At 62.7% G+C, this 25,599-nt stretch carries 25 protein-coding genes; 10 read left to right on the forward strand and 15 right to left on the reverse strand.

Annotation, left to right across the window (positions count from 1 at the left end; translation table 11 throughout):
* Window positions 1-264: 264 nt before the first annotated feature.
* Window positions 265-582 (reverse strand): YnjH family protein, encoded by a 318-nt coding sequence (locus AB5Y85_RS19440; protein WP_257686504.1) that lies wholly within the window; start codon window positions 580-582, stop codon window positions 265-267.
* Window positions 583-805: 223 nt separating this feature from the next.
* Between AB5Y85_RS19440 and AB5Y85_RS19445 the strand changes: the two genes are divergently transcribed.
* Both AB5Y85_RS19445 and AB5Y85_RS19450 read left to right on the forward strand, forming a co-directional pair.
* Window positions 806-2,038 carry a hypothetical protein gene (locus tag AB5Y85_RS19445; RefSeq protein WP_257686503.1) on the forward strand — a complete coding sequence of 411 codons (1,233 nt, stop codon included), beginning with the start codon at window positions 806-808 and terminating at the stop codon, window positions 2,036-2,038.
* 109 nt (window positions 2,039-2,147) lie between these two features.
* The gene (locus tag AB5Y85_RS19450; RefSeq protein WP_257686502.1) at window positions 2,148-2,924 is read left to right on the forward strand and encodes an ABC transporter substrate-binding protein; all 777 of its coding nucleotides are present in this window, start codon (window positions 2,148-2,150) and stop codon (window positions 2,922-2,924) included.
* Here AB5Y85_RS19450 and AB5Y85_RS19455 read toward each other — a convergent pair.
* Window positions 2,916-3,785, reverse strand: a complete 870-nt coding sequence (locus tag AB5Y85_RS19455) for a helix-turn-helix transcriptional regulator (protein ID WP_257686501.1) — start codon at window positions 3,783-3,785, stop codon at window positions 2,916-2,918. The two genes, AB5Y85_RS19450 and AB5Y85_RS19455, sit on opposite strands and share 9 nt — an antisense overlap.
* Before the next feature lie 145 nt (window positions 3,786-3,930).
* On the opposite strand from AB5Y85_RS19455, the gene tyrS reads away from it, so the two are divergent.
* The 3 genes from tyrS (at window position 3,931) to AB5Y85_RS19470 (ending at window position 7,022) form a co-directional block, all read left to right on the forward strand.
* On the forward strand, window positions 3,931-5,196 hold the full coding sequence (gene tyrS / locus AB5Y85_RS19460) for a tyrosine--tRNA ligase (protein ID WP_100652409.1): 1,266 nt from the start codon (window positions 3,931-3,933) through the stop codon (window positions 5,194-5,196).
* Window positions 5,197-5,364: 168 nt separating this feature from the next.
* A complete protein-coding gene (locus AB5Y85_RS19465; protein WP_100652406.1) occupies window positions 5,365-6,276 on the forward strand; it encodes a triacylglycerol lipase in 912 nt (303 codons plus the stop codon).
* The gene (locus AB5Y85_RS19470) at window positions 6,273-7,022 is read left to right on the forward strand and encodes a lipase secretion chaperone (RefSeq protein WP_100652404.1); all 750 of its coding nucleotides are present in this window, start codon (window positions 6,273-6,275) and stop codon (window positions 7,020-7,022) included. The genes AB5Y85_RS19465 and AB5Y85_RS19470 overlap by 4 nt, the downstream gene beginning before the upstream one ends.
* Before the next feature lie 36 nt (window positions 7,023-7,058).
* On the opposite strand, the gene AB5Y85_RS19475 is transcribed toward AB5Y85_RS19470, so the two are convergent.
* The 4 genes from AB5Y85_RS19475 to sgrR all read right to left on the reverse strand — a co-directional run bounded on the left by AB5Y85_RS19475 (window position 7,059) and on the right by sgrR (window position 12,491).
* Window positions 7,059-7,760, reverse strand: coding sequence for a hypothetical protein (locus tag AB5Y85_RS19475; protein WP_100654736.1), 702 nt, complete (start codon window positions 7,758-7,760; stop codon window positions 7,059-7,061).
* Window positions 7,761-7,804: 44 nt separating this feature from the next.
* A complete protein-coding gene (locus tag AB5Y85_RS19480; RefSeq protein ID WP_100652402.1) occupies window positions 7,805-8,200 on the reverse strand; it encodes a thioesterase family protein in 396 nt (131 codons plus the stop codon).
* A gap of 264 nt (window positions 8,201-8,464) precedes the next feature.
* Window positions 8,465-10,642: a catalase/peroxidase HPI gene (katG, locus tag AB5Y85_RS19485; protein ID WP_257686500.1), complete on the reverse strand. Its 2,178-nt coding sequence runs from the start codon at window positions 10,640-10,642 to the stop codon at window positions 8,465-8,467.
* A 145-nt stretch (window positions 10,643-10,787) separates the two neighbouring features.
* On the reverse strand, window positions 10,788-12,491 hold the full coding sequence (gene sgrR, locus AB5Y85_RS19490; protein WP_257686499.1) for an HTH-type transcriptional regulator SgrR: 1,704 nt from the start codon (window positions 12,489-12,491) through the stop codon (window positions 10,788-10,790).
* Between the two features lie 100 nt (window positions 12,492-12,591).
* Between sgrR and AB5Y85_RS19495 the strand changes: the two genes are divergently transcribed.
* The 3 genes from AB5Y85_RS19495 (at window position 12,592) to AB5Y85_RS19505 (ending at window position 14,920) form a co-directional block, all read left to right on the forward strand.
* Window positions 12,592-12,768, forward strand: a complete 177-nt coding sequence (locus tag AB5Y85_RS19495) for a hypothetical protein (RefSeq protein ID WP_005355239.1) — start codon at window positions 12,592-12,594, stop codon at window positions 12,766-12,768.
* A gap of 150 nt (window positions 12,769-12,918) precedes the next feature.
* Window positions 12,919-14,187 (forward strand): O-acetylhomoserine aminocarboxypropyltransferase/cysteine synthase family protein, encoded by a 1,269-nt coding sequence (locus tag AB5Y85_RS19500; protein ID WP_100644860.1) that lies wholly within the window; start codon window positions 12,919-12,921, stop codon window positions 14,185-14,187.
* Window positions 14,188-14,293: 106 nt separating this feature from the next.
* Complete coding sequence (locus AB5Y85_RS19505; protein ID WP_257686498.1) at window positions 14,294-14,920, forward strand: glutathione S-transferase family protein; 627 nt, start codon at window positions 14,294-14,296, stop codon at window positions 14,918-14,920.
* 66 nt (window positions 14,921-14,986) lie between these two features.
* Here AB5Y85_RS19505 and AB5Y85_RS19510 read toward each other — a convergent pair whose 3' ends face one another.
* Both AB5Y85_RS19510 and AB5Y85_RS19515 read right to left on the reverse strand, forming a co-directional pair.
* Complete coding sequence (locus AB5Y85_RS19510; RefSeq protein ID WP_257686497.1) at window positions 14,987-15,886, reverse strand: DMT family transporter; 900 nt, start codon at window positions 15,884-15,886, stop codon at window positions 14,987-14,989.
* 137 nt (window positions 15,887-16,023) lie between these two features.
* A complete protein-coding gene (locus tag AB5Y85_RS19515) occupies window positions 16,024-16,464 on the reverse strand; it encodes a DUF2214 family protein (protein ID WP_047438803.1) in 441 nt (146 codons plus the stop codon).
* Window positions 16,465-16,547: 83 nt separating this feature from the next.
* Here AB5Y85_RS19515 and AB5Y85_RS19520 point away from each other — a divergent pair, with 83 nt between their 5' ends.
* The gene (locus AB5Y85_RS19520; RefSeq protein WP_257686496.1) at window positions 16,548-18,182 is read left to right on the forward strand and encodes a sensor domain-containing diguanylate cyclase; all 1,635 of its coding nucleotides are present in this window, start codon (window positions 16,548-16,550) and stop codon (window positions 18,180-18,182) included.
* Between the two features lie 115 nt (window positions 18,183-18,297).
* Here the strand turns inward: AB5Y85_RS19520 and AB5Y85_RS19525 are convergent, their stop codons facing one another.
* The 6 genes from AB5Y85_RS19525 to AB5Y85_RS19550 are packed head-to-tail and all read right to left on the reverse strand — an operon-like array spanning window position 18,298 to window position 23,562.
* The gene (locus tag AB5Y85_RS19525) at window positions 18,298-18,951 is read right to left on the reverse strand and encodes an HAD family phosphatase (protein WP_257686495.1); all 654 of its coding nucleotides are present in this window, start codon (window positions 18,949-18,951) and stop codon (window positions 18,298-18,300) included.
* A 39-nt stretch (window positions 18,952-18,990) separates the two neighbouring features.
* Window positions 18,991-19,998, reverse strand: coding sequence for an ABC transporter ATP-binding protein (locus tag AB5Y85_RS19530; protein ID WP_257686494.1), 1,008 nt, complete (start codon window positions 19,996-19,998; stop codon window positions 18,991-18,993).
* Between the two features lie 6 nt (window positions 19,999-20,004).
* The gene (locus AB5Y85_RS19535) at window positions 20,005-20,781 is read right to left on the reverse strand and encodes an ABC transporter permease (RefSeq protein ID WP_042053433.1); all 777 of its coding nucleotides are present in this window, start codon (window positions 20,779-20,781) and stop codon (window positions 20,005-20,007) included.
* Complete coding sequence (locus tag AB5Y85_RS19540; RefSeq protein WP_257686493.1) at window positions 20,774-21,673, reverse strand: ABC transporter permease subunit; 900 nt, start codon at window positions 21,671-21,673, stop codon at window positions 20,774-20,776. The genes AB5Y85_RS19535 and AB5Y85_RS19540 overlap by 8 nt, the downstream gene beginning before the upstream one ends.
* Window positions 21,673-22,506, reverse strand: a complete 834-nt coding sequence (locus tag AB5Y85_RS19545; RefSeq protein ID WP_257686492.1) for an alkaline phosphatase family protein — start codon at window positions 22,504-22,506, stop codon at window positions 21,673-21,675. The genes AB5Y85_RS19540 and AB5Y85_RS19545 overlap by 1 nt, the downstream gene beginning before the upstream one ends.
* Window positions 22,507-22,515: 9 nt before the next feature.
* Complete coding sequence (locus AB5Y85_RS19550) at window positions 22,516-23,562, reverse strand: ABC transporter substrate-binding protein (RefSeq protein ID WP_204381692.1); 1,047 nt, start codon at window positions 23,560-23,562, stop codon at window positions 22,516-22,518.
* 204 nt (window positions 23,563-23,766) lie between these two features.
* On the opposite strand from AB5Y85_RS19550, the gene AB5Y85_RS19555 reads away from it, so the two are divergent.
* The gene (locus AB5Y85_RS19555; RefSeq protein ID WP_368221997.1) at window positions 23,767-24,576 is read left to right on the forward strand and encodes a UTRA domain-containing protein; all 810 of its coding nucleotides are present in this window, start codon (window positions 23,767-23,769) and stop codon (window positions 24,574-24,576) included.
* A gap of 159 nt (window positions 24,577-24,735) precedes the next feature.
* On the opposite strand, the gene AB5Y85_RS19560 is transcribed toward AB5Y85_RS19555, so the two are convergent.
* Window positions 24,736-25,500, reverse strand: coding sequence for a helix-turn-helix transcriptional regulator (locus AB5Y85_RS19560; protein WP_005336490.1), 765 nt, complete (start codon window positions 25,498-25,500; stop codon window positions 24,736-24,738).
* Window positions 25,501-25,599: the final 99 nt, after the last annotated feature.

Below are 25,599 nucleotides of genomic sequence, written 5' to 3' on the forward strand. Positions count from 1 at the left end.
CCCCCATTGTTATTCTGCTAAGAGTAATAAACGCAAAAACGGAGCCCGAGGCTCCGTTTTTCAATGCAGTATCAATCCCTTACGGAACGCGCTTCGCGCTCTTCCCGCTCCCTTGCCAACAAGCGTTTGTACCACCAGCTACTGCGACGACGTTGTGCATTGGAAGAGCGACGAGCCATTTCTTAGGTTCCAGCCAAGAGAAGAAAGGAGCTGCATTATGCGACAGGGATCACGTCCATGTCTTTAGCTGGATCAAGAAAAGCCTCACTGACCCACGGAAATCGTCCTCTGATCTTTCGCACCACGGGTGGCAGGCAACACCACCGCAGGAGAGCGCCAGGCCAACGGGCCATTGCTCTCGAGGTCGTTCTGCGGGCCGCACTCCAGCCAGATATCTCCCTGCAGAATGCGGGCCCCTTCGGAATATTTCTGATCCGCAAACCAGCAGACCCGCTCGGGCAATGAGCCCAGCGGCAACACCAGCTCGGGGCTGACAGACTCGCCCACCACAGTGGTTTTGGACGCGGCCAGAGCGGGGGCGAGCCAGAGGGAGGCCAGCAGGCAGAGCAGTACATTTTTCATGAGAGGGATCCTGTTGCGATGGGGGGCACTCTCGAAGAATCGACCAGCCCCGGGGTTTACTTGACTGACAATCATACTGCCTGCTGGCATTGTGGAACCAATATGGTAGCCTGCCAGCGCCTGCGGGCAGTCTCTCGCTGCCACGCGCAAACTTCTGGTGAATTTGTCACGTCCTGACAAAATATAACCTTATTTATCAAATCGTTATTTGGATATTATCCCAATGCGTATCATGCCGTTGCTTCAGGCGGCCTGCCTGAGCCTGATGTTGTCCGCCTGCGTTGCCCCATTGCTGATGATGAGCCCCACCAGCCAGCTGATGTGGGCCCTGCTCAAGCCGCTGGTCGGCTTTGACCCGAACGAGGTCAATCTGTTCGAACAACCCCTGATCAAGGATCGGATGACCGCCATCCTTGGCCCCAATTACGACAGCACCATGCAGTTGCTCAAGACTGCCGACAAGTTACAGCAGGAGGGGCCGCTTTTCTATGTGGTCTCCGAGTACGCGCCCGTGCCGGATATCGCCAAGCAGGCGGGGATGGTGTGGAACTCGCAAACCAACCAGATGTCGGTATTGCTGCAAAAAGGGGATGGCACCACCCTGACCTTCGGCGAAAATCTGGCAGGCACGGCACCGACCTGGCCAACCGCCATGCAGGGCTGGCAGACCCCCACCAACCAGCTCACCCCGGCGGCCAATGCCCTGACCGGTACGGCAACCAGTCAGAGTGGCGCCTCCCCCTTCTCCCTTGGCAGCGCGCTGGGCACAGTGACCCGCGGCGTCACCGGCTCGCTGACCAACAGTGCAAGTCAGGCTATCAGCGGCGCAGCCGCCAACGCCACAGGGCAGGCCACCCAAGCGGTAAGCCAAAGCGCGACCGATCTGACCCGTAGTGCAACCACCGCTGCCACTGCACCCGCCAAACAGGCGGTGAGCAGCACCGCTGCGACCGCAACGCAAGAAGCGGCCAAAGCCGTTGCCGTTCCTGCCCAGCAAGCCGTCAGCAGCGCCACTGCGACCGCGGCGCAAGAAGCTACCAAGGCCGTTGCTGCTCCTGCCAAGCAAACCGTCAACAGCGCCGCTGCGACCGCAACGCAAGAAGCCACCAAAGCCGTTACCGCTCCTGCCAAACAGGCCGTCAGCAGCGCCGCTGCGACCGTGACGCAAGAGGCCACCAAGGCTGTTGCCGCTCCGGCCAAACAGACCGTCAGCAGCGCTACAGCAACCGCGACACAAGAAGCGACCAAAGCCGTTGCCGCTCCGGCCAAACAGGCAGTCAGCAGTGCCGCCGCTACCGTGACGCAAGAGGCAACCAAGGCCGTTGCCGATCCAGCCAAACAGGCTGTCAGTGCTGCCTCTCATACGGCCGGAGAGAGCGTCGCCGATGCCGCCAGAGCGGCGGAAGCCAAGGCTCGCGCCAAGGCAGAGGCGGAGATGGAAGCCCTGCTCAAATAAACCGACAGGCCACCGCAAGGTGGCCTGTTTTTTATCCCGCTACCGGATCATGACGTTATGGAAAAGGCCACATAGACTGTTAGGTAACTACCCGCACAAGGAGTGCATCATGCGTCGTCTGCTCCCTGCTCTCGCTTCTCTCGCCCTGTTTATCGCGCTCCCTGCTCCGGCACTTATCTACTATTCGGAGCAGAACATGCCACTCAATGGCCAGGATAAAAATGGTCAGCCTGTGGGGTTGGCGGTCGAGTTGCTGCGCCTGATGTGGCGCGAAATGGGGGAGCCGGAGCAACCCATCCACTTTCTGCCCTGGGCCCGCGGCTGGTATCTGCTGACCCAACAGCAAGAGGCCGTGCTCTTTACCACAGCGCACACCAAGGAGCGGGATCCCCACTTCCTCTGGGTCTGCCCCATCAGCCACTCCAGGGTCGCGCTGGTCGGCCGCAAGCAGGATGCCCCCAAAGTGGCCAGCAAAGCGGATCTCGCCAAGCTTCAGATCGGCGTGATGCAGGCGGATGTCGGGGAGCAGTTGCTGCTCAACCGCGGGATCAGCCCGGGCAATATGATGTCGGTGGAGCGCATGGATCAGGTGGTGCGCCAGCTCATCATGGCACGCACCGATCTGGTGGCGGGCAACGAGGTGATGTTGCGCCATCAGGCCAAAGAGCTGGGTTTCCCCAGCGAGGATTTTGTCACCGTCGCGATCATTGAAGAGCAGGATAACTGCTTCGCCTTCAACCTGAGGGCAAACAAGCAACAGGTTGCCCGCCTGCAACAGGCGCTGGACAAGGTCAGACAGGGGGATGAATACAAGCAGCTGATGAAGCGCTACCAGTTGCTCAGTATCCTGCCCGAAACCACTCCCACCCTCCCGCGCCTAGAGTAACTCCGGCCCGCCATATGGCGGGCTCGTTGTATCTCCCATCGATGAAACGGGGGATGCCTCCACCGGCGCCGTAATGAGGTGGTTCAAAAAGAGAGTGAACAGCTCGGCCCGCGAGCCCAGTCGCAGCTTGCCATAGAGATGCTTGCGGTGATTCTTCACCGTGCCGCTGCCAATCCCGAGCGCTGCGGCAATCGCCTCGGTATCCAGCCCCTGCAGCAGCAACTCCGCCACCTGCCGCTCGCGCCGGGTAAGCCTATCGCCCCCGACACTCGCCATCGCCAGCTCCACCGCGATCTTGAGGCTGGCGCTATCTGGCAGTGCCGTGCTCTGGGCCAACAACGGCTGGCTCTGCCGCCACTGCTGACGACAGAGCGAATGCACCAGCGGGAACAGCTGCTCCAGCCTCGCCAGCTCGTCACGGCTGAGGGTACTGCGCTTGTCGAGCCGCCCCAGAAACAGCATCAGCGTCAGCCCGTCTCGCACCGGCAGGATCAGCCCAACCTCCTCCTGCCAGCCGGTGGCCTGATAGAAGTGGTGGCGATATTCGGGATCGAGCCGCCCTTGGGAGACCTGCGCCAGGGTCCAGACGCCGGCAGGCAAGCCCTGCTCCAGCGCCTGCATAAAGGGATCCTGACTGAAGTGGCTGGTGAGGTAGCGATCAAAGAGCAGAGCCCGCTGATGGTTGAGGTTGTCGTAGAGGTAGACGGGCCGCTGCCCCACCCCGAGCAGCAGGGCGCAATCAAACGCCACCTGTTGCTGGATCAGCCGCACCAGCGCCGCCGCAAAGGCGCTGCTGTGCAGGGCATCGACCACCCCAGTCATGCTGCGGATCAAGGCATCTGTGGTGAATGGCTGGGTCATGGTGGCACGTTTCCGGTGACGGGGAGCGATTCCCCGCTATGGCTGAATGCTAGCACGAGAGTGGCAAAACTGTCCCTCAGGGGACATATCCGCCACAGGCCAGAACGGCGAGGATGACGGCTTTTCCCCTGTTGTTGGAGCACCCATGATCAACCCCCACCTGCTCGATGAGCTGACCGAGCGCGGCCTTGTGGCCCAGAATTCCGACCCGGCGGCCCTGGCAGCTCATCTCGCCACCCCGCGTACCGTCTACTGCGGGTTCGATCCCACCGCCGGCAGCCTGCATATCGGTCATCTGGTGCCGCTCTTGATGCTGCGCCGCTTCCAGCTGGCGGGCCACACCCCGGTGGCACTGGTGGGCGGGGCGACCGGTCTTATCGGCGATCCCAGCTTCAAGGCGACCGAGCGCAGCCTCAATAGTACCGATACCGTGCAGGGCTGGGTCGCCAGCCTGTCTGCCCAAATCAGGGCGCTGCTGCCCGCCGATGATGGCCTGTCGGCCCCGCAACTGGTCAACAATGGCGACTGGATGGGGCAGATGTCCGCCCTCGACTTTCTGCGGGATATCGGCAAGCACTTCTCGGTCAACGCCATGCTGGCGCGGGAGTCGGTGCGCCAGCGGCTGGCCCGCCCGGATCAGGGCATCTCGTTCACCGAGTTCTCCTACGCTCTGTTGCAATCCTACGACTTTGCGGTGCTGCACCAGCGACTCGGCTGCACCCTGCAGATTGGCGGCAACGACCAGTGGGGCAATATCACCAGCGGCATGGATCTCACCCGTCGCCTCCATCAGGCGCAGGTACACGGCATGACCCTGCCCCTTATCACCAAGGCAGACGGCACCAAGTTCGGCAAGACCGAGGGGGGCGCGGTCTGGCTCGATCCGGCGCTCACCTCCCCTTACGCCTTCTACCAGTTCTGGCTCGGCACCGCGGATGAGGATGTCTACCGCTTCCTGCGCTACTACAGCTTTATGTCGTTGAGCGAGATTGATGCACTGGAGGCGGAAGACGCAAAGCGGCAGGGGCGCAAGCAGGCCCAGCAGGTGTTGGCGAACGAGCTGACCGAGCTGGTACACGGCAAGGCGGCGCTGGCGGCGGTGCAGCGCATCAGCGAGCTGCTGTTTAGCGGCGATGTGGCCCGCCTCGGCGAGAGCGATCTGGCCCAGCTGGCGCAGGATGGCATGCCGAGCAGCACCGTCAGCGGCGAGACTGATCTGGTCAGCCTGCTGGTCAGCTGCGGTCTGGCCAACTCCAGGCGCATCGCCCGCGAACTGCTGGCGGCGGGCGCCATCAGCCTCAATGGTGTGCTCAAGCAGGATGATCAGCTGAGTGCCACTGATCGGCTGTTTGGCCGCTACCTGCTGCTGCGCCGGGGCAAGAAGCAGTATCACCTGGTGGCGTGGCAATAAGCCGCAGGGCGGGGAGTTCAGCCTCCCCGCCCGCACCATGAATCCCTTTTGAATCCCGAGTTGCGATCCCCCTCACAGCCTCTCCCGTCAGCAGCCACCATACTGGCACCGGCGAACATGGAGTACGCCACACAATCTGTTCCTCACGAATCAACAAGGATGCTGATGATGAAGAGATGGCTTCTGGTGCTGCTCTGCACCCTGCCCATGCTGGCACACGCCAGCGGATACACCCAGACCCGCTACCCCATAGTGCTGGTGCACGGCCTGTTCGGCTTCGACAAGCTGCTCGGGGTCGATTACTTCTACGGCATTCCCCAGGCCCTGAGCCGGGGTGGTGCCAAAGTCTACGTGGCTCAGGTATCAGCCACCGCCAGTTCGGAACAACGGGGGGAGCAACTGCTCGCCCAGGTTGAGCTACTGCTGGCAGCCACCGGCGCCGAAAAGGTCAACCTGATCGGCCACTCCCACGGCGGCCCCACCATTCGCTATGTCGCCTCGGTCGCCCCCGAGCTGGTCGCCTCCGCCACCAGCGTCGGCGGGGTCAACTACGGCTCCGAGATTGCCGATCTGGTGCGGGCCAATGCCGCCCCCGGCAGCGCCGCCGAGAAGCTGGCTGCCGCCGCGGCCCACGCCCTCTCCGGCATGATTTCACTGCTCTCGGGCGGGAGCCAGCTACCGCAAGATCCGGTCGCCGCCCTCGATGCCCTCACCAGCAAGGGGGCCAGCCAGTTCAATCATCGCTACCCGGAGGGGCTGCCCAGCAGCTATTGTGGCGAGGGGCCGATGCAGGCCAGCAACGGCGTCTACTACTTCTCCTGGAGCGGACGCGGCAACCTGACCAATCTGCTGGATCCGGTGGATCCTGCGCTGGCGCTGACCGGCGCCTTCTTCAAGGAGCCCAATGATGGACTGGTCGGGGTTTGCAGCAGCCACCTCGGCAAGGTGATCGGCACCGACTACCGGATGAACCATCTGGACGAAGTGAACCAGTCCTTCGGCATCCACCATCTGTTCGAGACCGATCCGGTCACCCTCTATCGCCAGCATGCCAACCGTCTCAAGGAGCTGGGACTATGAAGATCGCCACCCTGCTCGTCGTACCCTGCGCCATCACCCTGCTGCTTGGCGGGGTGTTGCTCTGGCCCACGGCACCGACGGCAGACTCATCACAGGCTCAAACCAATCAGCATGCACAGAGCCACCCGCACGATCCCGAGCAGGAGGCCGCCGATGCCCTGCAGGCGCGCTATCGCACCTTTGTCTCCGCCCAGAGCAGCCTGACGGTGCCCACCGAGATCTCCCTCGCCAGCTTGCAGATCCTGTTTGACGAGCGGGAGCAGCTGCGCCAGCAGAGCTTTACTCCGGCCGAGCAGGCCCAGCTGTTTGCCGAGGATCGGCTGATGGAGCAGCTGACCCTGCGCCGCAGGGCGCTGGCGGAAGCAAGAGACAGCGACAAGTCGCAGCTGGCCAGAGAGCTGGATCTCTGGCTGGCGGAGCAACCGGGCTGGTTTCGCGAGGCGGAGGCCAACAGCCGCCTGCTTGAGGAGTTGCAAGGGCTGGCGCAGATGGACCCGGCCAAACGGGAGGCTCTGCTGCTGGAGACGGGGGGGCCGGAAGCGGTGGATCGGATGCGCCAGCTGGAGCAGAACCGGCAAGGGTTCGAGGAGCAGCTCAGCGGCTTTCTGGCCGAGCTCAGACAACTGCCGAACGAGGCCCGGGCCGAACAGCAGCAGGAACTGCTGGCACGCTGGTTCGAACCCGGACAGTGGCGCCGGGTCGAGGCACTCACCCGGCTCAAGCTGGGGGAGCCACACACCGAATGAGAAGGGGGCCCGTGATGGGCCCCCTTGCTACTGCGCTTATTGCGGCTTGTTGGCACCCGGCAGCGGCTGCCAGGTGAGGCGGGTCACTTGGGTGCCCTGCACCTCGCACTTGAGGCTCAGCTCCTGCCACCCCTTATCCTGACGCAGGGAGACCTCCCCTTCGATCCCCTGCTCACCAATCTTCAGCTTATCCTGCTCGAAGATCACCTTGTCACCGTGGGCGAGCTCCATCAGTTTGCCGTTGCAGAGCCAGTGAGCGAGATCCGCCCCCTTCAGCTTGACGCCACCCTTGGCTGCCTTCTGCTCGGCCGCGCTCACCACAAACAGCTTGCTCAGCTCGGCAGCCCGCTTGGTGAGCCACTCCTGACGCTGCTGCATGCTCATCTTGCTGACGAACTCGGCGGGCTGCCCCTTCTCGTCCAGCCATTGGGTCAGCTTGCCGCTGTCGTCAAAGGCGAACTGGGCGGCGGGCTCTTTGACCCCGAACAGCTTGCCGCCCTTGAAGTAGTAGCGGCTCTCCCCTTCCAGCTTGCCCAGCTCGTTCATGATGGGCACGGCGATGATAACGGGGGCGCCATCGATCCAGGCCTTGATATCGACGCCGTCATGGCTGAATTGACGGGTATCAAGGGCGCTCTCGGCCCCCTTCTCCATCAGGGTAAACTGCTCGGCGAGAGAAGCGGCCAGAGAAGGGAGGGAGCAGAATCCCAGGGTCAGCGCGATCGCTGTGTTGCGCATTGAGTTGTACATAACACTCCTGTGATGGGCCATCCGGCCCGTGGTTAACTCTCTGTCAGCCAGGCCCGCAGCCCTTCCCGGTGAGCATCGCTCAGGGGCAGGGATTGGCGGGCCCGGTAGTCAAAATGGATCAGGGTCGTTTCGGCAGTGACGGCCAGTTCGCCGCCCTGCCAGGCCTCCTGCCAGACCGTAAATGAGCTGGTGCCGATGCGGCGTACGCCGGTCTTGATAGTGACCGGCTGGCCGTAGAACAGCTCCCGTTTGAACTGCACCGTATAGCCCGCGATGATCAGATGCCAGTTATGCACATCCAGATCGGGGGAGAAGATCCGGAACAGGGGATCCCGCGCCGATTCGAACCAGACCGCCGGCACCGTATTGTTGATATGGCCGAGGGCATCCGTCTCCTGAAAGCGGGGTTGGATCTGAATTTCCAGCATGGGTTGACTCCTTGTCTCTTTGTTTCTGTCCTTGTCCGTTCATGGGACATCAGTGGCCAATGGGTGGCCGCCGGGCATCACCAGCGGATCAGCATGTTACATGATACTGCTGGCCCAAGCACAGGGATGCCAGCGGCCCTGCGCGACCGGCCAGCGGGTGTCACAGCGCGGCGGATTGTAGGGCTGCACAGAAAAGCGGGCAGTAAAAAGCCCCGCACATCTTGGGTGTGCGGGGCTGGTGCAGATAACCAAACGGCTTGGGGACTAGCCGAGCAGATCGAAGCGATCCGCATTCATCACCTTGTTCCAGGCGGTAATGAAGTCACAGACAAACTTCTCCTTGTTGTCATCCTGGGCATAGACCTCGGCATAAGCGCGCAGCACCGAGTTGGAGCCGAACACCAGATCCACCCGGGTGGCCGTCCACTTCAGGGCGCCGCTGCGGCGATCGCGGATCTCGTAGAGATTGCTCGCTTTCGGCAGCCACTGGTAGCCCATGTCGGTCAGGTTAACGAAGAAGTCGTTGCTGAGTACCCCGACCCGATCGGTAAAGACCCCGTGCCCGGTACCGCCGTGGTTGGTGCCGAGCACCCGCATCCCGCCGACCAGCGCCGTCATCTCGCAGGCGGTGAGCCCCATCAGCTGGGCGCGATCCAGCAGCAGCTCCTCCACCGTCACCACATAGTCCTGCTTCAGCCAGTTGCGGAAGCCGTCGGCCAACGGCTCCAGCACCTCGAACGAGGCCACATCGGTCTGAGCCTCAGTGGCGTCCCCCCGGCCCGGCGCAAACGGCACGCTCACCGTCACCCCGGCGGCCTGGGCAGCCTGCTCGATGGCGAGGTTGCCCCCCAGCACGATGAGATCCGCGACGCTGACGCCACACTCGGCCGCGAGCTTGTCATAGACCGCCAGCACCTTCGCCAACTTCGCCGGTTCGTTGCCCGGCCAATCCTTCTGGGGCGCCAGCCGGATGCGGGCGCCGTTGGCTCCGCCCCGCTTGTCGGAGCCTCGGAAGGTACGGGCACTATCCCAAGCGGTAGTGACCCGCTCGCTGATGGAGAGGCCGCTGGCGGCGATCCTGGCCTTGACCGCCGCCACGTCATAATCGGCACGTCCGGCAGGCACCGGATCCTGCCAGATCAGATCTTCTGTCGGCACATAGGGGCCGACATAGCGGCTCTTCGGCCCCATATCCCTGTGGGTCAGCTTGAACCAGGCGCGGGCGAAGGCGTCGGAGAAGGCCGCCGGATCATCGCGGAAGCGCTCGGCAATCTTGCGATACTCGGGGTCGAATTTGAGCGCCATGTCGGCATCCGTCATCATGGGTTTGCAGCGGATCGACGGGTCCTCCACATCCACCGGCATATCCTCTTCGGCGATATTGATCGGTTCCCACTGATGGGCCCCCGCCGGAGATTTTTGCAACCACCAGTCGTACTTGAACAGCAGCTCGAAGTAGCCGTTGTCCCATTGGGTCGGGTGGGTGGTCCAGGCCCCCTCGATGCCGCTGGTCACAGTGTTGCGGCCGATGCCGCGGCTGTGGTGATTGATCCAGCCCAGCCCCTGCTCCTCGAGGCTGGCCCCTTCCGGCTCGGGCCCAAGCTGTTTGGCATCGCCGTTGCCGTGAGCCTTGCCGACGGTGTGGCCACCGGCGGTCAACGCTACCGTCTCTTCGTCATCCATCGCCATGCGGGCGAAGGTGACTCGCATATCTTGCGCGGTTTTCAGGGGATCGGGCTGGCCATCCACCCCTTCCGGGTTGACGTAGATAAGCCCCATCATCACCGCCGCCAGCGGGTTTTCCAGATCCCGCTCGCCGGAGTAACGACCGCCCAGCTTACCGCTGGGCGCCAGCCACTCTTTCTCCGACCCCCAGTAGATATCCTTCTCCGGGTGCCAGATATCCTCGCGGCCAAAGGCGAAACCAAAGGTCTTGAGCCCCATGGACTCATAGGCCACGGTGCCCGCCAGAATGATCAGATCGGCCCAGCTGATCTTGTTACCGTACTTCTTCTTGATGGGCCATAGCAGGCGACGGGCCTTGTCGAGGTTGGCGTTATCCGGCCAGGAGTTGAGGGGGGCGAAACGCTGGTTGCCGCTGCCACCACCGCCGCGACCATCGGCGATGCGGTAAGTCCCGGCCGAGTGCCAGGCCATGCGGATCATCAGGCCGCCGTAGTGGCCCCAGTCGGCGGGCCACCACTCCTGACTGTCGGTCATCAGGGCGGTCACATCCTGCTTGAGGGCCGCCATATCGAGCCCCTTCAAGGCTTCCCGATAGTTGAAACCGGCCCCCAGCGGATTGGTCTTGGTATCGTGTTGGTGAAGAATGTCGAGGTTGAGGCTCTTCGGCCACCACTCCATTCTGGACGTCTCGACGGAGGTGGTTCCCCCGTGCATGACCGGGCATTTCCCTGCGGAACTGTCTGAATTGTTGCTCATCGTTTTCCTCATTTGCTCTGCTGTCCATAACCTGAAACAGCATGGCACAGAGGCGTGACACAAACTGTGCAGCAGCGGCCGATTTACGGATCTTTCACGCAAGCGGCCGCGGAGCGCCCATCGGCCGCGACAGAAATTGGATGAACTATGGCGCCTCTGCGGGCTGATGGGGCGGCTCGGGCCGCAGCCAGGCACTGCGAAAATCGAACCAGCCGAGCGCCGTCATCCGCACCCCGTGCACGCCGACCCGGCTCTCCAGCTCCAGCCAGTGGTGAAACAGCGGCACAAACCAGCTCTGCTGCTGCACAGTTGCCAGCAGGACGCGGGGGCCAGGCTCCTCACCGCTGGCGCGCCACTGCGTCAACCCTTGCCACAACTCATGCTGACTGCTCCACACCTTGCGCAGCAACGGGGTGCCCTGCAACCAGGCGTAGGGGGCAAAGGGGCCGGCATGTTCGAGGTTGAGGGTGCCGAGCCAGAGATCCACGTCTTCATCCTCGCCACTCACCCAGCGACCGTAATCGAGGGTGCGCACCTCCAGCCTGATCCCCTGTTCGGCCAGCAGGCTGCTCATGGCGTTGGCACACTCGTTGAACTCCAGATGCTGGTTGAAGCAGGCAAGCACCAATGTCGTCGGCAACTGCGCCGGTGTGGGCAAGGGCGCGGGCAGAACTTCGCGCCAGTGGGGCAGCAGGCCGAGGGCGCTGGTCCAGCCCCGTTGCAACTCGGGGGCGACCCGCCCCATCAGAGCCACCGGATTGAGCAACTGGCCGAGCCACTGCCGCAGGGCGGGATCCTGCAAGGATCCGGAACGATCGTCCTGCAGCAGGAAGTAGCAGCCCGACTCCAGCTCCGACTCGCCGCGCATGGTGCCGAGCTCGGGGCTGTCGCGCCCCAGCTGCAGGTGGGTCTCCAGTCGCTCCGCCAGCTCCGGCAGCATCCAGATATCGATCTCGTCGAGCAGGGCGCGCAGGCCGAAGTAGTCGTCGAATGCCGCAAGGCAAAGATGCAGGGGATCGTTGGCAGCCACCCGGTAAGGGCCGGTGCCCACCGGTTGCAGGGCAAAGCCCGCCTCCCCCTTGAGCTCCCGCGGCAATATGGTCGCCACCGGCTCCGCCAGCAGATTGGGCAGCCAGGGATCCGGGCTGTCGAGATAGAGATCCAGCGTGCGCGGCCAGGGGCTCTCCAGCCGATCCAGATGGGCGAACAGCGGGCGATCCCGCAGGGCCAGCAGACTCTCCATCACATCTTCCACCACCAGCTCGCGGCCGTGGTGAAAGCGCACCGCCGGACGCAGGTAGAAGCGCCAGTGGCAGGGGCCCAGACACTCCCAGTGGTGGGCGAGATCCCCTTCGATTTCCCCATTTTCCTCATTTCGCCGGGTCAGGCCGTTGAAGATCTGGCGGCTCAGGTGGATTTCGGAGCGGCGCATCGGGCCGGTGGGCAGCAACTGCGGCAGCGGCCGGTAGTAGGGCACCCGCAGGATCTGGCGCCCCTCGCGGGTGGCCTGACCGAGCTGTTCGATCAGCAACGGAGTGAGCAGATCGAGGCGATCTTCGGCCAGCCGTACCGCCTGCGCCAGCTGGCCCTGACTGAGCAGATCCCGCAAGCGGCGCCGGGTCAGGCTCTCCTGACTGTCGAGCAGGGTGAGCCGGGAGCGCCGCCCCCGCCCCGCTTCCGCCGACCAGCTGAGCCAGCCCTGATCCTGCATCCGCCGCAGCAGCAGGCGGGCGTTGCGCGGGGTGCAGCAGAGCAGATCCGCCACCTCGGCGAGGCTGATCTCCCGCTCGTCGCTGCCAAGCAGCTGGGCGAGTCGTTGAAATTGCTGGTAAAGGCGACCGGTCGGCATAAAAGAGGAAATCCTGTTGCTGTAAGTCATCAGTTTTTACTTCCGCATTTTAGCTCAATACTGCTGATGAACGTGAGAACCACAGCAGAGGAGCACCATCATGAGCCACGCCAATCCCATCAAACCGAACCGGATCCAGCAGACCTTGCGCCGTTACTTCAAGCGGATCCTGCCACGCCCCTTGCCGCTCATCGAGGATCCCATGCAGCAGCTCAACCGCCTGATGCAGTGGGATATGAACCAGATCGATGACAAGGAGTATCGCCGTCGTCTCTGAGTGCGGGCCATGCCAACCACTCGGGACACGCATCCCCTGCGGGCGACATTGCTTTGCCGGATCTTGCTGTTTACATCGGCCACGGGCCTGATAGATTGGACGTCTATCCATCTATAACTGCGACAAGCAACATCCAACAAGGAGTGTGTGATGAAAGATGCGACCCTGGCCCTGCACCACGGCTTTTCCAGCGACCCCACCACCAAGGCGGTCGCCGTGCCCATCTACCAGACGGTGGCCTACGAGTTCGAGAGCGCCCAGCACGGGGCGGATCTGTTCAATCTGGCGGTGCCGGGCAACATCTACACCCGCATCATGAACCCCACCAACGATGTGCTGGAGCAGCGGATGGCCGCGCTGGAAGGGGGGATCGCCGCACTGGTGGTCTCGGCAGGTTCCGCCGCCATCACCTACGCCATTCAGGCGCTGACCGCCGCCGGTGACAACATCGTCTCCACGCCCCAGCTCTATGGTGGTACCTATACCTTGTTCGCCCACATGCTGCCGAGTTTCGGGGTCGAGGTGCGCTTCGCCAAGGATGACAGCGCCGAAGCCATCGCCGCCCTCATCGACGACAAGACCAAGGCAGTCTACTGCGAGAGCATCGGCAACCCGGCGGGCAACATCGTCGATCTGGCCGCGCTGGCCAAGGCCGCCCACGCCCGTGGTGTGCCGCTCATCGTCGACAACACGGTCGCCACCCCAGTGCTCTGCAAGCCCATCGAACATGGCGCCGACATTGTCGTTCACAGCCTGACCAAATATGTCGGCGGCCACGGCAACTCGCTGGGTGGCGTCATCGTCGACTCGGGCAGGTTCCCCTGGGCGGATCACGCCGAGCGCTTCCCCCAGCTGACCAAACCAGAGCCCTCCTACCACGGGGTGGTCTATACCGAGGCCTTTGGCCCGGCTGCCTTTATCGGGCGGGTGCGTACCGTGCCGCTGCGCAATACCGGCGCGGCGCTGGCGCCGATGAACGCCTTCCTGCTGCTGCAGGGGCTGGAGACCCTGAGCCTGCGCATGGAGCGCCACGTGGATAACGCCCTGCGGGTCGCCAACCACCTCAAGCATCACCCCAAGGTGGCCTGGGTCAGCTATGCCGGTCTGCCGGGTCATCCCCACTATCTGCTGGCAGAGAAGTACATGGCCGGTCGCCCCTCGGCCATCCTCTCGTTCGGTCTGAAGGATGGCTACGAGGCGGGCGTGCGCTTCTACGATGCGCTCAAGATCTTCAAGCGGCTGGTCAATATCGGCGACGCCAAGTCGCTGGCCTGCCACCCGGCCTCCACCACCCATCGCCAGTTGAGCGAGGAGGAGCAGGCCAAGGCTGGCGTGAAACCCGAGATGATCCGGCTGTCGGTGGGGATCGAAGCGATCGAGGACATATTGGCGGATCTGGATCAGGCGCTGGAGGCCTGAGTCAGTCATCGAGGGAGCGGGCATCAGCCCGCTCTTTTTTAGCCATCGGTGAACCGCCCCCCTCGTCCGCTCGTATACCCCATCCTGCCACCGAATCGAGGTCGTTATGATAGTCCTGCACCACCTGAACAAATCCCGCTCCCAGCGCATCATCTGGCTGCTCGAAGAGCTGGGCCTGCCCTATGAGATCAAGGCGTATCAGCGCGATGCCACCACCTTTCTGGCACCGCCCGAACTAAAAGCCATCCACCCCCTCGGCAAGTCGCCGGTCATCGAGTTCGACGGCCGGGTGCTGGCGGAATCGGGCGCCATCACCGAGTACCTGATTGCCCGCTACGCCCCGGATCGGCTGGCGCCGGCCACAGACAGCTCGGAGTATGCCGAATATCTGCAGTGGCTCCACTTTGCCGAGAGCTCCGGCATTCTGCCGCTGCTGCTCGACATGTTCGTGCGCAAGGATGGCAGCCCGATGCGCTTCCTGCCGGACTACGCCAAGGCGGAGTGTGCCAAGGTGCTGGGCTACCTCAACGAGGTACTGGCGAATCGCCACTATCTGGTGGGGGATCGCCTCTCCGGCGCCGACATCATGAACTCCTTCCTGGTGGATCTGCTGGCGCAAAGCGATCAGCTGGCCCACTTCCCGCATCTGCAAGCCTACTGGCAGCGCCTCAATACCCATCCAGCCCGTCAAAAGGCGGTAGAGCTGGAGCGCGAGCTGGATCAGCGCCCCTGATCTGAGTCGCCATCATGCAAAACGCCCCGACAGTCGGGGCGTTTTTGTTATGCAGCGGGCTGCGGTTTACTTGGTCGCGGGCACCTTGTCCCGACGCGATTTCCACCACCATCTCAAGCGGATCTGGGAGATGAGCATCCCTGCCAGCATCAGGGCGCAACCGGCAATGGCGCGCTCGTCCAGCGTCTCCCCCAGCAGCAACACGCCACCCACGGCGGCAAAGACGGTCTCCAGACTGAGGATGATGGCGGCATGGGCAGGATGGGCGCCCCGCTGCCCCACCACCTGCAGGGTATAACCCACCCCGACCGATACCAGCCCGGCGTAGAGCAGCGCCTGCCAACCGGCCACGGCGCCAGCCACAGTCGGGGTTTCGATGACAAAGGCGGTGGCGAGGCTGAGCAGGCCGCAGACCACGAACTGCACTCCAGCCAGCTTGATGGGGGCAACCCGGTTGGAATAGTGATCCACCAGCAATAGATGCACAGCCCAGAACAGGGCGCCGACCACCTGCAACAGATCGCCAAAGCCGATGGTGAACTCGTCGGTGACGCTCAGTACATAGAGACCGGCCAGCGCGATGATGGCGCCGATCCAGGTATTGAGCCCGCTCTTGTGGCGCAGCAGCAGCCCCAGTACCGGCACCAGAATGATGTAGAGCCCGGTGATGAAACCGGCCTTGGCGGCCGTGGTGTAGAGCAGCCCCACCTGCTGCAGGGAGGCGGCACAGAACAGCACCAGCCCGGCCAGCACACCACCGATCAGCAGCTGGCGATGGTCACCCGCGACGGCAACAGGTTGTCGGGATTTGAGCCACCAGAGCAGCGGCAGCAGGGAGAGGGCGCCGAGCAGAAAGCGCAGGCCATTGAAGGTATAGGGCCCCATGTGCTCCATCCCGAGGCGCTGGGCGACAAAGCCCATACCCCAGATGGTGGCAGCCATCAGCAACATCAGATTGGAGCGCATGGCGATTCTTCCTTAAATCGGCGCGTGACGGGTTATCTGATCCAAGATACCCGCCTCCCTATCCTCTTGTCTCCACTCTTTGTCTTCGCTCTCGCTCTCAACGCTCTGCCTTGCACTGCTTTTGAGCACCGCGAGTGTTACAGCAGCGAGGACTTGGTGAACACGGCCAACAGGGCAATCAGTAGCAGATTGCCCCGCAGGATCCACACCACCCGGAAGTGCTGCTGGATGGAGATCATCGGCGCCTTGCCCAGACGCAGGGCGCGACGCCAGCGATAGAAGAGGCGGCTGGGATAAACGAGGGAGCCGACAATCAGCAGAAACAGCCCCATCTTGAGGCCGTGGGAAGGATGGGCAAAGATCTCTGCCACCGAGCTGGCATGCTCGAGGGCCAGCAGACACCCGGTCGCAAAGATGGAGAAGAGCGCCAGCGCCGCCACCCCATCTGCCAGCAGCAGGCGGCGCACTCGCAGCATGTTCAGGCCGCGCCGAAAGATCAGATACTCGACACAGAGGGCAAGGATCAGCACCGCTATGCTGCCATAATGAATCATTGAGAGCAGAGTGTGGTTCAGCATCGGAAACATCTCATTTTCTGCCTTTAGACGAGCCGCACAGCATCATATATGCTGGTGTCACCCGAGACGAAAAGGATCTGTTCATGTCCCCCGCCAAGCCCAAGAACACTTGGTCTTTGATCACCCGCATGCGGCTGGGCTTCCTCTTGCTCTTTATCCCTGTGTTGCTGCTCGGCAGCATCTACTACCTGCATATGGAGCGCACCCTGCGCCACGAGCAGCAACAATATCTGATTGCTCGCAACACCCAGTATTTCCATACCCTGATAGAACCCTATCTGGCGACCCTCAAACGCCAGTTTACGCTCATTTATCAGCAGGTAAATTATCGGGATTTCAGCGGTCCGGAGATCCGCAACGGCGAGCGCTACCTGCAACAGTGGCAGGCCTATCACAAGGTGATGGAGCTCGATTACGTCTACGTGGGCACCGAGCATCGCAAGATGCTGATCCACCCATCCTGGCAGGCCGACGAGAAGTTCGATCCCAGAACCCGCCCCTGGTATCTGCTGGCCGCCAGCCATCCCGGACAGATTGTCTGGACTGATCCTTATTACGACTACACCTTGGGCACTCTCACCATGGCGCTGGCTCGGGTAATTAAAGATCCTGACGGCAAGCGGGTTGGCGTACTCTCGCTGGATACCCAGCTCACCCCCCTCGCCAGCTGGCTAAACAGTCGGCATGCTCAGAGTCACCATCTGGGTAATGGCTATCAGCTCCTGCTCAACCATGACGGGCTGGTGCTGGCCCATCCGGATCGCGAACGGGTATTCAAACCCCTCGCCCACCCCGACTGGCTGGCCCGGATGCAACAGCCGCAGGGCTTTTTCCTCGATGATGCCAGCGGCCTGATGGTCTCCTACTACCGCATCCCCGAGCAGCGCTGGATCCTGCTCAGCGTCGAGCCGACTGCCAGCATGCAACAGGTGATCGACAGCGTCTCCATCAACGTGCAGCTGATGATTGCCGTCGCCTGCATTCTCTATCTGCTGCTGGCCCTGCTCTGGTCCCGTTACTTCCGCCGCATGCTGGGGGAGATCACCCTGCTGATCCGCGCCAGCCGCTCCGGCGGTATCGCCTACAACGGCCGCCGCATGCTGGAGCTGGCCAAGGTCTATGAAGAGATGGATGCCGCCAGCCAGGACTTTGCCCAGATCCGGCTGCAAGCCAATCAGGACAAGCTCACCGGGCTCTACAATCGTCGCTTCTTCGACGAGTGCCTGCAGAAGCAGCTCAACAGTGGCGCTCCCTTCGGGGTGGTGATGTTCGATCTGGATGATTTCAAGCGAGTCAACGATACCCACGGCCATCAGGCGGGGGATGTGGTGCTCAAGCGGGTGAGCAAGCTGGGCATGAATCTGTTCCACGAGTGGGGCTGGTTCTGCCGCTATGGCGGCGAGGAGCTGGTGCTGATCTTCCGTTACGGCGAAGAGCAGCCGATGCTCCCCTCCCTGCTGGAAGCGTTCCGGCTCGGGGTGGAGCAGCTGGAGTGGCGCGAACCCGATCTCACCATCACCATCAGCGGCGGGGTGGCTTTCAGCCGCTCCGGGCTCTCGGCCAAAGAACTGGTGGAGCTGGCCGACAAGGGGGTCTACCAGGCCAAGCGGGAGGGGAAAAACCGTATCTGCTTCCCGCTGCGCCACGCCCCTCACCAGAGTGCCGAGGAGGACATTCCCGCCTTTGGCGAGCCCCGACAACAAACCAACGAAGGGTAGCCCCAGCGGCCAGCCTCATCCACAACGCTGTCCGCAAAAACAAAGAGAGAGGCTCCTGCCTCTCTCTTTGTTTTTCGTGCTTCTTGCCGCACGTTAAGCCTGTGTGGCGCGCGGCTCAGCGCTGCCACTCCCACACCGGCCAGCCCAGCTCCTCGGCCTGCTGACGCAGCGCGGGGGCAGGATTGACCGCATGGGGATGGCTCACCGCCCGCAGCATGGGCAGATCGTTGTGGGAGTCGCTGTAGCCAAAGCTCCCCTGCCAGAGGTGGTCCCTGCCTGCAAACAGCTGGTTTATGCGGGCCACCTTGCCCTCGCGAAAGCTGAGGGTGCCGCGGGTCTGGCCGGTCAGCATCCCCTCCTCCTCATCGAGCAAAATGGCGACGCAGTGATCCATCCCCAGCATCTTCGCCATGGGGGCCACCAGATGCTCGCCGGAGGCGGAGATGAGCACCAGATCGTCGCCCCGCTCCCGATGCCATTCGATGCGCGCCAACCCCTCGGGGTAGAGGCGCTCGCGCAGCGCCTGCTCGGCAAAGCGGGCACAGAGCGAGTCGAGCCACTGGCGCGTCTTGCCCGCCAACGGTTGCAGGGTGAAGGCCATGTACTGGTGCATATCCATCTTGCCCTGATGGTAGAGGGACATCATGGCCTGCTCCTCGGCGATCATGCTGGCGGGCGCCAGCTCCTCGGCCACCATGTACTCCAGCCAGAGGCTGGCGGAATCCCCGGCAATCAGGGTCTCGTCCAGATCAAACAGTGCCAGTGCCATGAGGGCTCCTTGCAGTGAAAATGGAAATGAAATGCGGCCTCATGCTACCTCACAGAGTTGATCCCGGGCCACCGCCAGGGTCACGGCACTGCCGGTGGCCAGCAGATCGCCAGCCGAACGGTTGAGGCAATCCACCGTCAACAACCCCGCCTCGCACTCCACCTGATAGCGGATGACGTTGCCGAGCAGCTGTTGCTGGCGAACGATGCCGGGCAGGCTGGGTTCGCTGCTGGTCGCCCCGGCGGGCAGCAGGGTAATGGACTCCGGCCGCAGCGCCAGCTTGCCCTGAAAACGGGGGCCGAACAGCGACTTGCCCTGCTCGGCGCCAAGCAGGTTGTAGTTGCCGATAAAGCCCGCCACAAACTCGCTGGCGGGACGGGTATAGATCTCCTCCGGTGTACCGCTCTGGACGATGGATCCCTTGTTCATCAGGAAGATCCGATCCGACATGGTGAGCGCCTCCTCCTGATCGTGGGTCACGAAGATGGTGGTGAGCTCGAGGCGCTGCTGGATCTCGCGGATCTGCTGGCGCAGGCTGCGACGGATACGGGCATCCAGTGCCGAGAGCGGCTCGTCCAGCAGCAGGATCCGCGGCTGCACCACCAAAGCCCGGGCCAGTGCCACCCGCTGGCGCTGACCGCCGGAGAGCTCGGCCGGATAGCGGCGCTCGAAGCCGGTCAGCTCCACCAGCTCAATCGCCTCCTGCACGCTGGCCGCCAGCTCCCGCCCCGGCTGGGGTTTCATCTTGAGGCCGAAGGCGACGTTGTCCCACACCGTCATGTTGGGGAACAGCGCATAGCTCTGGAACACCATGCCGATGCCCCGCTTCTGGGGCGCCTGCCAGGTGATCTCCTCACCGGCCACCCGCACCTGACCGCCATCCACCGGAGTGAGCCCCGCCAGCGCCCGCAGCAGGGTGGATTTGCCGCAGCCGGAGGGGCCGAGCAGGGTCACCAGCTCCCCCTTGCGGATGCCGAATTCGATCCCCTCGAACACCGGCGTATCGCCGTAGGATTTATGCAACTGATTGACTTCTAAATGAAACATCTTGGATCACCGATGAAATCTGTTGGCCGCCCAGGTGAGCAGCAGGGTCAGCAGGAAGTAGCTCATCACCAGCGCACTGGTGAAGTGGCCCGAGGTGGCGCGCATGTTGTAGAGGTAGACCTGCAGGGTCTCGTAACGGGTGCCCACCAGCATGTTGGCAAACACGAACTCGCCGAGCAGGAAAGAGAGCGAGAGAAACAGCGCCGCCAGCAATCCCTTGCGCAGGCAGGGGATCACCACCAGCAGGAAGGCGCGCCGACTACTTGCCCCCAGCAGATGGGCGGCATCCATCAAATCCCTGAGCGGTACCCCTTGCAGGCTGTTGGCCAGCGCCCGATACATAAAGGGGAGCACCACGGTGAACCAGGTACCGATCAGGATCCACGGCGTGCCAATAATTGGCAGCGGGCCGTCGGCGTAGATCTGCAACAGCCCCACCGAGGAGACCACAGGTGGCACCGCGAAGGGGAGCAGGATCAACAGGTTCATCCAGGGATCCAGCTTTGGGAAGTAGTAGGCCACCACCAGCACGGTCGGTACCAGCACCAGGGTGCCCAGCAGCAGGGTGGCGAAGCAGACCAGGAGGCTGCGACCAAACGCCGCCAGAAAGCGCGGATCGCCCCACAGCTTGAGATACCAGTCGAGGGTGAAGCCATCCGGCAGCAGGGTCGCCCCCCAGCGGGTGGAGATGGAGTAGAGAAAGGTGGCCAACAGCGGCAGCAGCAGGGTGGCAACCAGCCCACCCAGCACCCACTTGGGCCAGCGCGGCGTCAAATCATGCATGGGATTGCCCCTTGTTCACATAGCTCTTTTTCAGCAGCCACTGGTTGGCGGCCGTCACCACCCCCAGCAGCACCATCAGGATCACCGCCAGCGCCGCCGCCATATTGGGCTCGAGGAAGATATCTCCGGAGACCAGACTGGCCACCCGGATGGTCACCAGATTGAAGTTGCCGGTGGTGAGGGCGTAGGCAGAGGCATAGGCCCCCACCGCGTTGGCAAACAGGATGATCAGGGTGCCGAGCAGCGCAGGCGTCAGCACCGGCAGCGCCACGTGCCATACATACTGCCCCTTGCTCGCCCCCAGCAGCGCGGCCGCTTGCGGCCACTCATCCTGCAGCGCATCGAAGGCCGGGTAGAGCAACAGCAGGGCGAGCGGGATCTGGAAGTAGGTGTAGATGAGAATAAGGCCCGACCCCGAGTAGAGGTTGAAGCCGTCGATCAATCCCCAGGATTTCAGCAGCAGGGTCACCGCACCATTGATGCCGAGAATGATGATAAAGGCGAATGCCAGCGGCACCCCGCTGAAGTTGCCGGTCATGGTGACGAAGGCCAGCAGCAGCCGCTTGACCCGCTCACCGCTGTGACGCAGTGCCGCCGCCCCGAAGGTGCCGATGGCAAGCCCCGCCAGACTGGCGATACCGGCGATGCGCAATGAGTTGCCGAACGATTGCAGGTAGAAGGGGGAGCTCAAAATCTCCCGGTAGTAGTCGAGGCCCCAGCCATCTGGGGTCTGAAAGCTGCCCACCAGCACCCACACCATGGGGGCGAGCTGGAACAGGATCATCAAGAGGATAAACGGCAGCAATACCAGTGCGGGCAGCCAGTGGCGGCGCACCCTGTGCTTGGTGGCCACGGGTTGATCCACGAGGATCTCGGTGGTGGCAGGCATCATCAGTGCACCTCGCGCATAAAGGCGGCCTTGAGCAGCGGTGGCGCTGCCGGCTTGTCGTGGGAAACCCCCAGCAGATCGGCCATCAGGGCGCAGAGCTGGTTCTGTGCGATCACTACCCCATCCGGCCAGCGTTCGATAAAGGCATCGCCAAACAGCCAGAGCGGCACGGTGCGCTCCTCGGGCAGGGTGCCGCCGTGGCTCAGGTCGTTGTTCATACCGTGATCCGAGGTGATCACCACCTGATACCCCTCTGCCAGCCACTGGGGCAGCAGATCGGCCAGCAGGCTGTCCATGCGGCGCGCCTGATTGCGGTACTGGCGGGAATCGAGGCCAAACTTGTGGCCTGCATCGTCCACCCCCATCGGATGGATCAGCAGAAAATCGGGATCGTATTGGGTTCGCAGCCATTCCCCATCCATCAGCAGATGGCTGTCGGGATAGTTGTCATCCCAGTAGAAGCAGCCGTGCTGGATCGGCAACTGCTCGTCATGAGTAAAGCGATCACGGGCAGCCAGCCAGGGGCTGCGGTTGTAGAGTTCGCTCACCCAGTAATAGGCCGCCGCTGCGGTGCGTTTGCCCGCGGCGCGGGCCAGATGGAAGATGGAGTCATGCAGACTGAGGCGACTCACCCCGTTGTGGGTGATGCCGCTCACCACCGGCGGCACGCCGGTCAGGATGCACTCGTAGAGGGGTCGGGAGAGAGACGGCAGGGCCGCATTCAGGGTCGTATGCAGGCCCCGCCCCGCCTCCACCATGCCACCGAGGTAGCCCATGGTGTGGGCTACCTCGGCTGCCAGACCATCCACAAGTACCACTATCACCTTGTGTTGCACTGGATTCCCTTACTGCATGTTGATCATGACGGTTTCTTGCCACTGGCGCGGCAGGGCTTTGGAGCTCTGCTCCCAGGCGGCGTGATCCTGCACCGGCTTGGCATTGGCGTACTGCTCGGCTGGCAGCAGCTTGGCCTTCACATCATCCGGCAAAGTCACGTTGCTGCGGATCGGGCGGGCGTAGCCGCGGGCCAGGTTGATTTGACCGGCATCGGAGAGGATGTATTCACGGGCCAGCTTGGCGGCGTTGGGGTTCTTGGCCCACTTGTTGATGATGGTGGTGTAACCGGCGATGACGGAGCCGTCACTCGGGATCACCACATCAAACTTCTTGGGGTCGATCTGGTCGCGGTAGTTGAGGGCGTTGAAGTCCCACAGCACACCCACTTCCACCTCACCCTTCTCGATGTTGGCGATGGTCGGATCGTTCAGGGAGAGACGACCCTGCTTGGCCAGCTGGCCGAACAGCTCCAGCGCGGGCTTGAGGTTCTTCTCGCTGCCGCCGGTGGCATAGGCCGCCGCCAGCACGCCGTTGTTGGCCTGGGAGGCTACGCCCACATCACCCAGGGTCACCTTGTAGTCGCCACCCAGCAGGGACTGCCAGCTGGTGGGGGCGGCCTTGACCAGATCCTTGTTGATCAGGAAGGCGATGGTGCCGGTATAGGCCAGCATCCAGTGACCGTCGGCGTCCTTGGCCCAGTTGGGAATATCAGCCCAGGTGGAGGGTTTGTAGGGCTGGGTAACACCCTGCTTGACCGCAACCGGACCGAAGGCGCCGCCCACGTCACCGATATCGGCGGTGGCGTTGGCCTTCTCGGCGGCGAACTTGGCGATCTCCTGCGCAGAGCTCATGTCGGTATCCTGATGCTTGATGCCGTAGATGCTGCCCAGCTGCTGCCAGGTATCCTTCCAGTTGGCCCAGCTGTCGGGCATGCCGATGCTGTGGAGCTGGCCTTCGCCACGGGCGGCCTTTTCGAGATCCGCGATATTTTCAGCTGCAAAAAGTGGTTGGCTGATGGCCACCATGGCCAGTGCACTTGCGATCACGCTTTTCATCATCCCATCCCTCTGGACTAGGTCAGTTAAGGTTCGAGAGGGATGCTAGAGGGGAATTGTGACGGTGGCGGGGCGCTTTAATGGCAGTTTGATGACAATCACCCTGTCATGGCGCTGTCATCCACAGCAGTTACAACTCTGAACCCGAGTGAGGCTGGACTACTCCAGTCATCCGCCTTCTGAATAAGCAACAGGGACAAGAGTGTGACCGAGCCGAGATTGAGCGAGCAGAGAGTGAACGAACAGAGCATGGCCGATGGCCGCTCCTCCTCCAAGTGCGAACAGATTTGCCATACTCTGCGCCGCTATATCGGCAGCGGCCAGTTGGGGGCCGGGCAGCAGCTGCCCGCCGAACGGGCCCTGAGCGAGCGTTTCGCCACCACCCGCATCACCATCAAGGAGGCGCTCTCCAGCCTCGAAGCGGACGGCCTTATCTACCGGGCCGAGCGGCGCGGCTGGTTTGTGGCGCCACCCCGCCTCACCTACGATCCCGCCATCCACACCCACTTTCACCAGTGGATTGGCGAGCAGCAACGCACCGCCGAAACCCGGGTGCTGGCCCACGGCAGCGAGCTTGCCAGCAGCGAGCTGTGCCGCTGGATGGGGCTGGAACCCTTCACTCCACTTTATGAGATCCGCCGCCAGCGGCTGATCGACGGCCGCCCTGTGCTTCATGTCAGCCATCACCTGCTGGCGAGCCGCTTTCCCGATATCGCCAGCGCGCCGCTGGCCAGCTCCCTCACCGAGCTCTATCAGCAGCGCTATGGCATAGGCCAGGGTGGGGCGAGTCTCGAGATCACCCCCTCGGCGGCGCGCGGTGCCATCGCCCGCGCCCTCAATCTGGCGGAGGGGAGCGCGGTGCTACGGCTGGTGCGGGTCAACTACGACGAGCGAGGCGGTCTGGTGGATTGCGATATCGAGCACTGGCGGCCGGATGCGATCCGCATTTGTTTGGATACGCGAGCATTGCAGCCGATCGCAGGCAAGCTGCAACAAACACGGGTCGCCGATTAGGGAAAATATCCAGAGCACTGCCGAGCACAGTGGCGATCCGCATCGGCCTCAATACCCGGGCGCTGCAACCCATCATTGCCAAAGCGCAGCCCATGCAACTGGCAGAGTAACCACTCTCAGACTCACGAGCAGACACGGATCCCGCAGGATCCGCCGGGATCAGTTGTCGATATTGGGGATCATGTCGTCAAAGCTCTGGTAGCCGCAGTCTGCCAGTTGCAGCGACATGGTGTAGGTCTTGGCATGCTCCTGCTGACCGATAGCGGGGCGGTTGAGCTTGATCTCCTGATGCCAGTACTCCTTCATCCGGTCGATCAGCGCCATCGCCTCCCCCTCGTTGAGGTGCAGCTGACAGAGCGCCATATAGTTGTTCGACTTGTGCATGTTCTCCACCAGATACTCCCCCAGCACTGACATCGCCTGCCGCGCCTGCTGACGGGCGAAGCGGCTGTGCTGCTCGAAGCTGATCCGCTCGCTGATCAGGAAGTGGTAACTGTTGTCGATACCGAGCTGCAAAATGCCGAGCTTCTCCAGCTTGCGCAGATAGAGGTAGCAGGAGGCATCGGTCAGGCCGTACTCCCGCTTGAGATCGATCAGCGTCTTGTCGCGCCAGAAGATATTGGCGAGAAAGGCGTAGAGCCCCGGCTCGTTGTGAAACGCCTCATCCTGCTCCTGGGTAAAGACGGCGCGGCGGCTCTGGGCGTCCTGAGTGCGATCCAGCAACTCCTCGAACGAGAGCCCCACCAGATGGCAGATCTCCAGCAGGGTATCGAACGGCAGCGAGGGCTTGTTCATCATCCGTTTCACGGTCGCGATGGAGACACCCATGGCTTCTGCCAGGGTCTGATAGCGGATCCCCTTGTCGGTCAGGGTCTTCTTCAGGGTGTCGAGAATATTGTTGGCCAGGGTCTGGCTGTAGGTCATGCCACTCTTCCTTGTTATCGCACTTTCATTGCATGGTTATGCCGAGTCAGCTTCTGACCTGTTTTTACCTTCAAGGCTCAGATATTGACACCGAAAAAA

This window comes from Aeromonas sp. R3-1 (assembly GCF_040908345.1).
GTDB lineage: Bacteria > Pseudomonadota > Gammaproteobacteria > Enterobacterales > Aeromonadaceae > Aeromonas > Aeromonas veronii.

Bases quoted from the DNA above. Each gene is read 5' to 3' on its own strand.
- AB5Y85_RS19445 (WP_257686503.1), top strand. From the start codon at position 806: ATGCGTATCATGCCGTTGCTTCAGGCGGCCTGCCTGAGCCTGATGTTG.
- AB5Y85_RS19495 (WP_005355239.1), top strand. From the start codon at position 12,592: ATGAGCCACGCCAATCCCATCAAACCGAACCGGATCCAGCAGACCTTG.
- AB5Y85_RS19525 (WP_257686495.1), bottom strand. From the start codon at position 18,951: ATGGCACTGGCACTGTTTGATCTGGACGAGACCCTGATTGCCGGGGAT.
- AB5Y85_RS19530 (WP_257686494.1), bottom strand. From the start codon at position 19,998: ATGTTTCATTTAGAAGTCAATCAGTTGCATAAATCCTACGGCGATACG.
- AB5Y85_RS19520 (WP_257686496.1), top strand. From the start codon at position 16,548: ATGTCCCCCGCCAAGCCCAAGAACACTTGGTCTTTGATCACCCGCATG.
- AB5Y85_RS19500 (WP_100644860.1), top strand. From the start codon at position 12,919: ATGAAAGATGCGACCCTGGCCCTGCACCACGGCTTTTCCAGCGACCCC.
- AB5Y85_RS19560 (WP_005336490.1), bottom strand. From the start codon at position 25,500: ATGACCTACAGCCAGACCCTGGCCAACAATATTCTCGACACCCTGAAG.
- AB5Y85_RS19515 (WP_047438803.1), bottom strand. From the start codon at position 16,464: ATGCTGAACCACACTCTGCTCTCAATGATTCATTATGGCAGCATAGCG.
- AB5Y85_RS19455 (WP_257686501.1), bottom strand. From the start codon at position 3,785: ATGACCCAGCCATTCACCACAGATGCCTTGATCCGCAGCATGACTGGG.
- AB5Y85_RS19475 (WP_100654736.1), bottom strand. From the start codon at position 7,760: ATGCGCAACACAGCGATCGCGCTGACCCTGGGATTCTGCTCCCTCCCT.
- AB5Y85_RS19540 (WP_257686493.1), bottom strand. From the start codon at position 21,673: ATGATGCCTGCCACCACCGAGATCCTCGTGGATCAACCCGTGGCCACC.
- tyrS (WP_100652409.1), top strand. From the start codon at position 3,931: ATGATCAACCCCCACCTGCTCGATGAGCTGACCGAGCGCGGCCTTGTG.
- AB5Y85_RS19550 (WP_204381692.1), bottom strand. From the start codon at position 23,562: ATGAAAAGCGTGATCGCAAGTGCACTGGCCATGGTGGCCATCAGCCAA.
- AB5Y85_RS19440 (WP_257686504.1), bottom strand. From the start codon at position 582: ATGAAAAATGTACTGCTCTGCCTGCTGGCCTCCCTCTGGCTCGCCCCC.
- AB5Y85_RS19535 (WP_042053433.1), bottom strand. From the start codon at position 20,781: ATGCATGATTTGACGCCGCGCTGGCCCAAGTGGGTGCTGGGTGGGCTG.
- AB5Y85_RS19470 (WP_100652404.1), top strand. From the start codon at position 6,273: ATGAAGATCGCCACCCTGCTCGTCGTACCCTGCGCCATCACCCTGCTG.
- AB5Y85_RS19465 (WP_100652406.1), top strand. From the start codon at position 5,365: ATGAAGAGATGGCTTCTGGTGCTGCTCTGCACCCTGCCCATGCTGGCA.
- AB5Y85_RS19480 (WP_100652402.1), bottom strand. From the start codon at position 8,200: ATGCTGGAAATTCAGATCCAACCCCGCTTTCAGGAGACGGATGCCCTC.
- AB5Y85_RS19450 (WP_257686502.1), top strand. From the start codon at position 2,148: ATGCGTCGTCTGCTCCCTGCTCTCGCTTCTCTCGCCCTGTTTATCGCG.
- sgrR (WP_257686499.1), bottom strand. From the start codon at position 12,491: ATGCCGACCGGTCGCCTTTACCAGCAATTTCAACGACTCGCCCAGCTG.
- AB5Y85_RS19505 (WP_257686498.1), top strand. From the start codon at position 14,294: ATGATAGTCCTGCACCACCTGAACAAATCCCGCTCCCAGCGCATCATC.
- AB5Y85_RS19510 (WP_257686497.1), bottom strand. From the start codon at position 15,886: ATGCGCTCCAATCTGATGTTGCTGATGGCTGCCACCATCTGGGGTATG.
- katG (WP_257686500.1), bottom strand. From the start codon at position 10,642: ATGAGCAACAATTCAGACAGTTCCGCAGGGAAATGCCCGGTCATGCAC.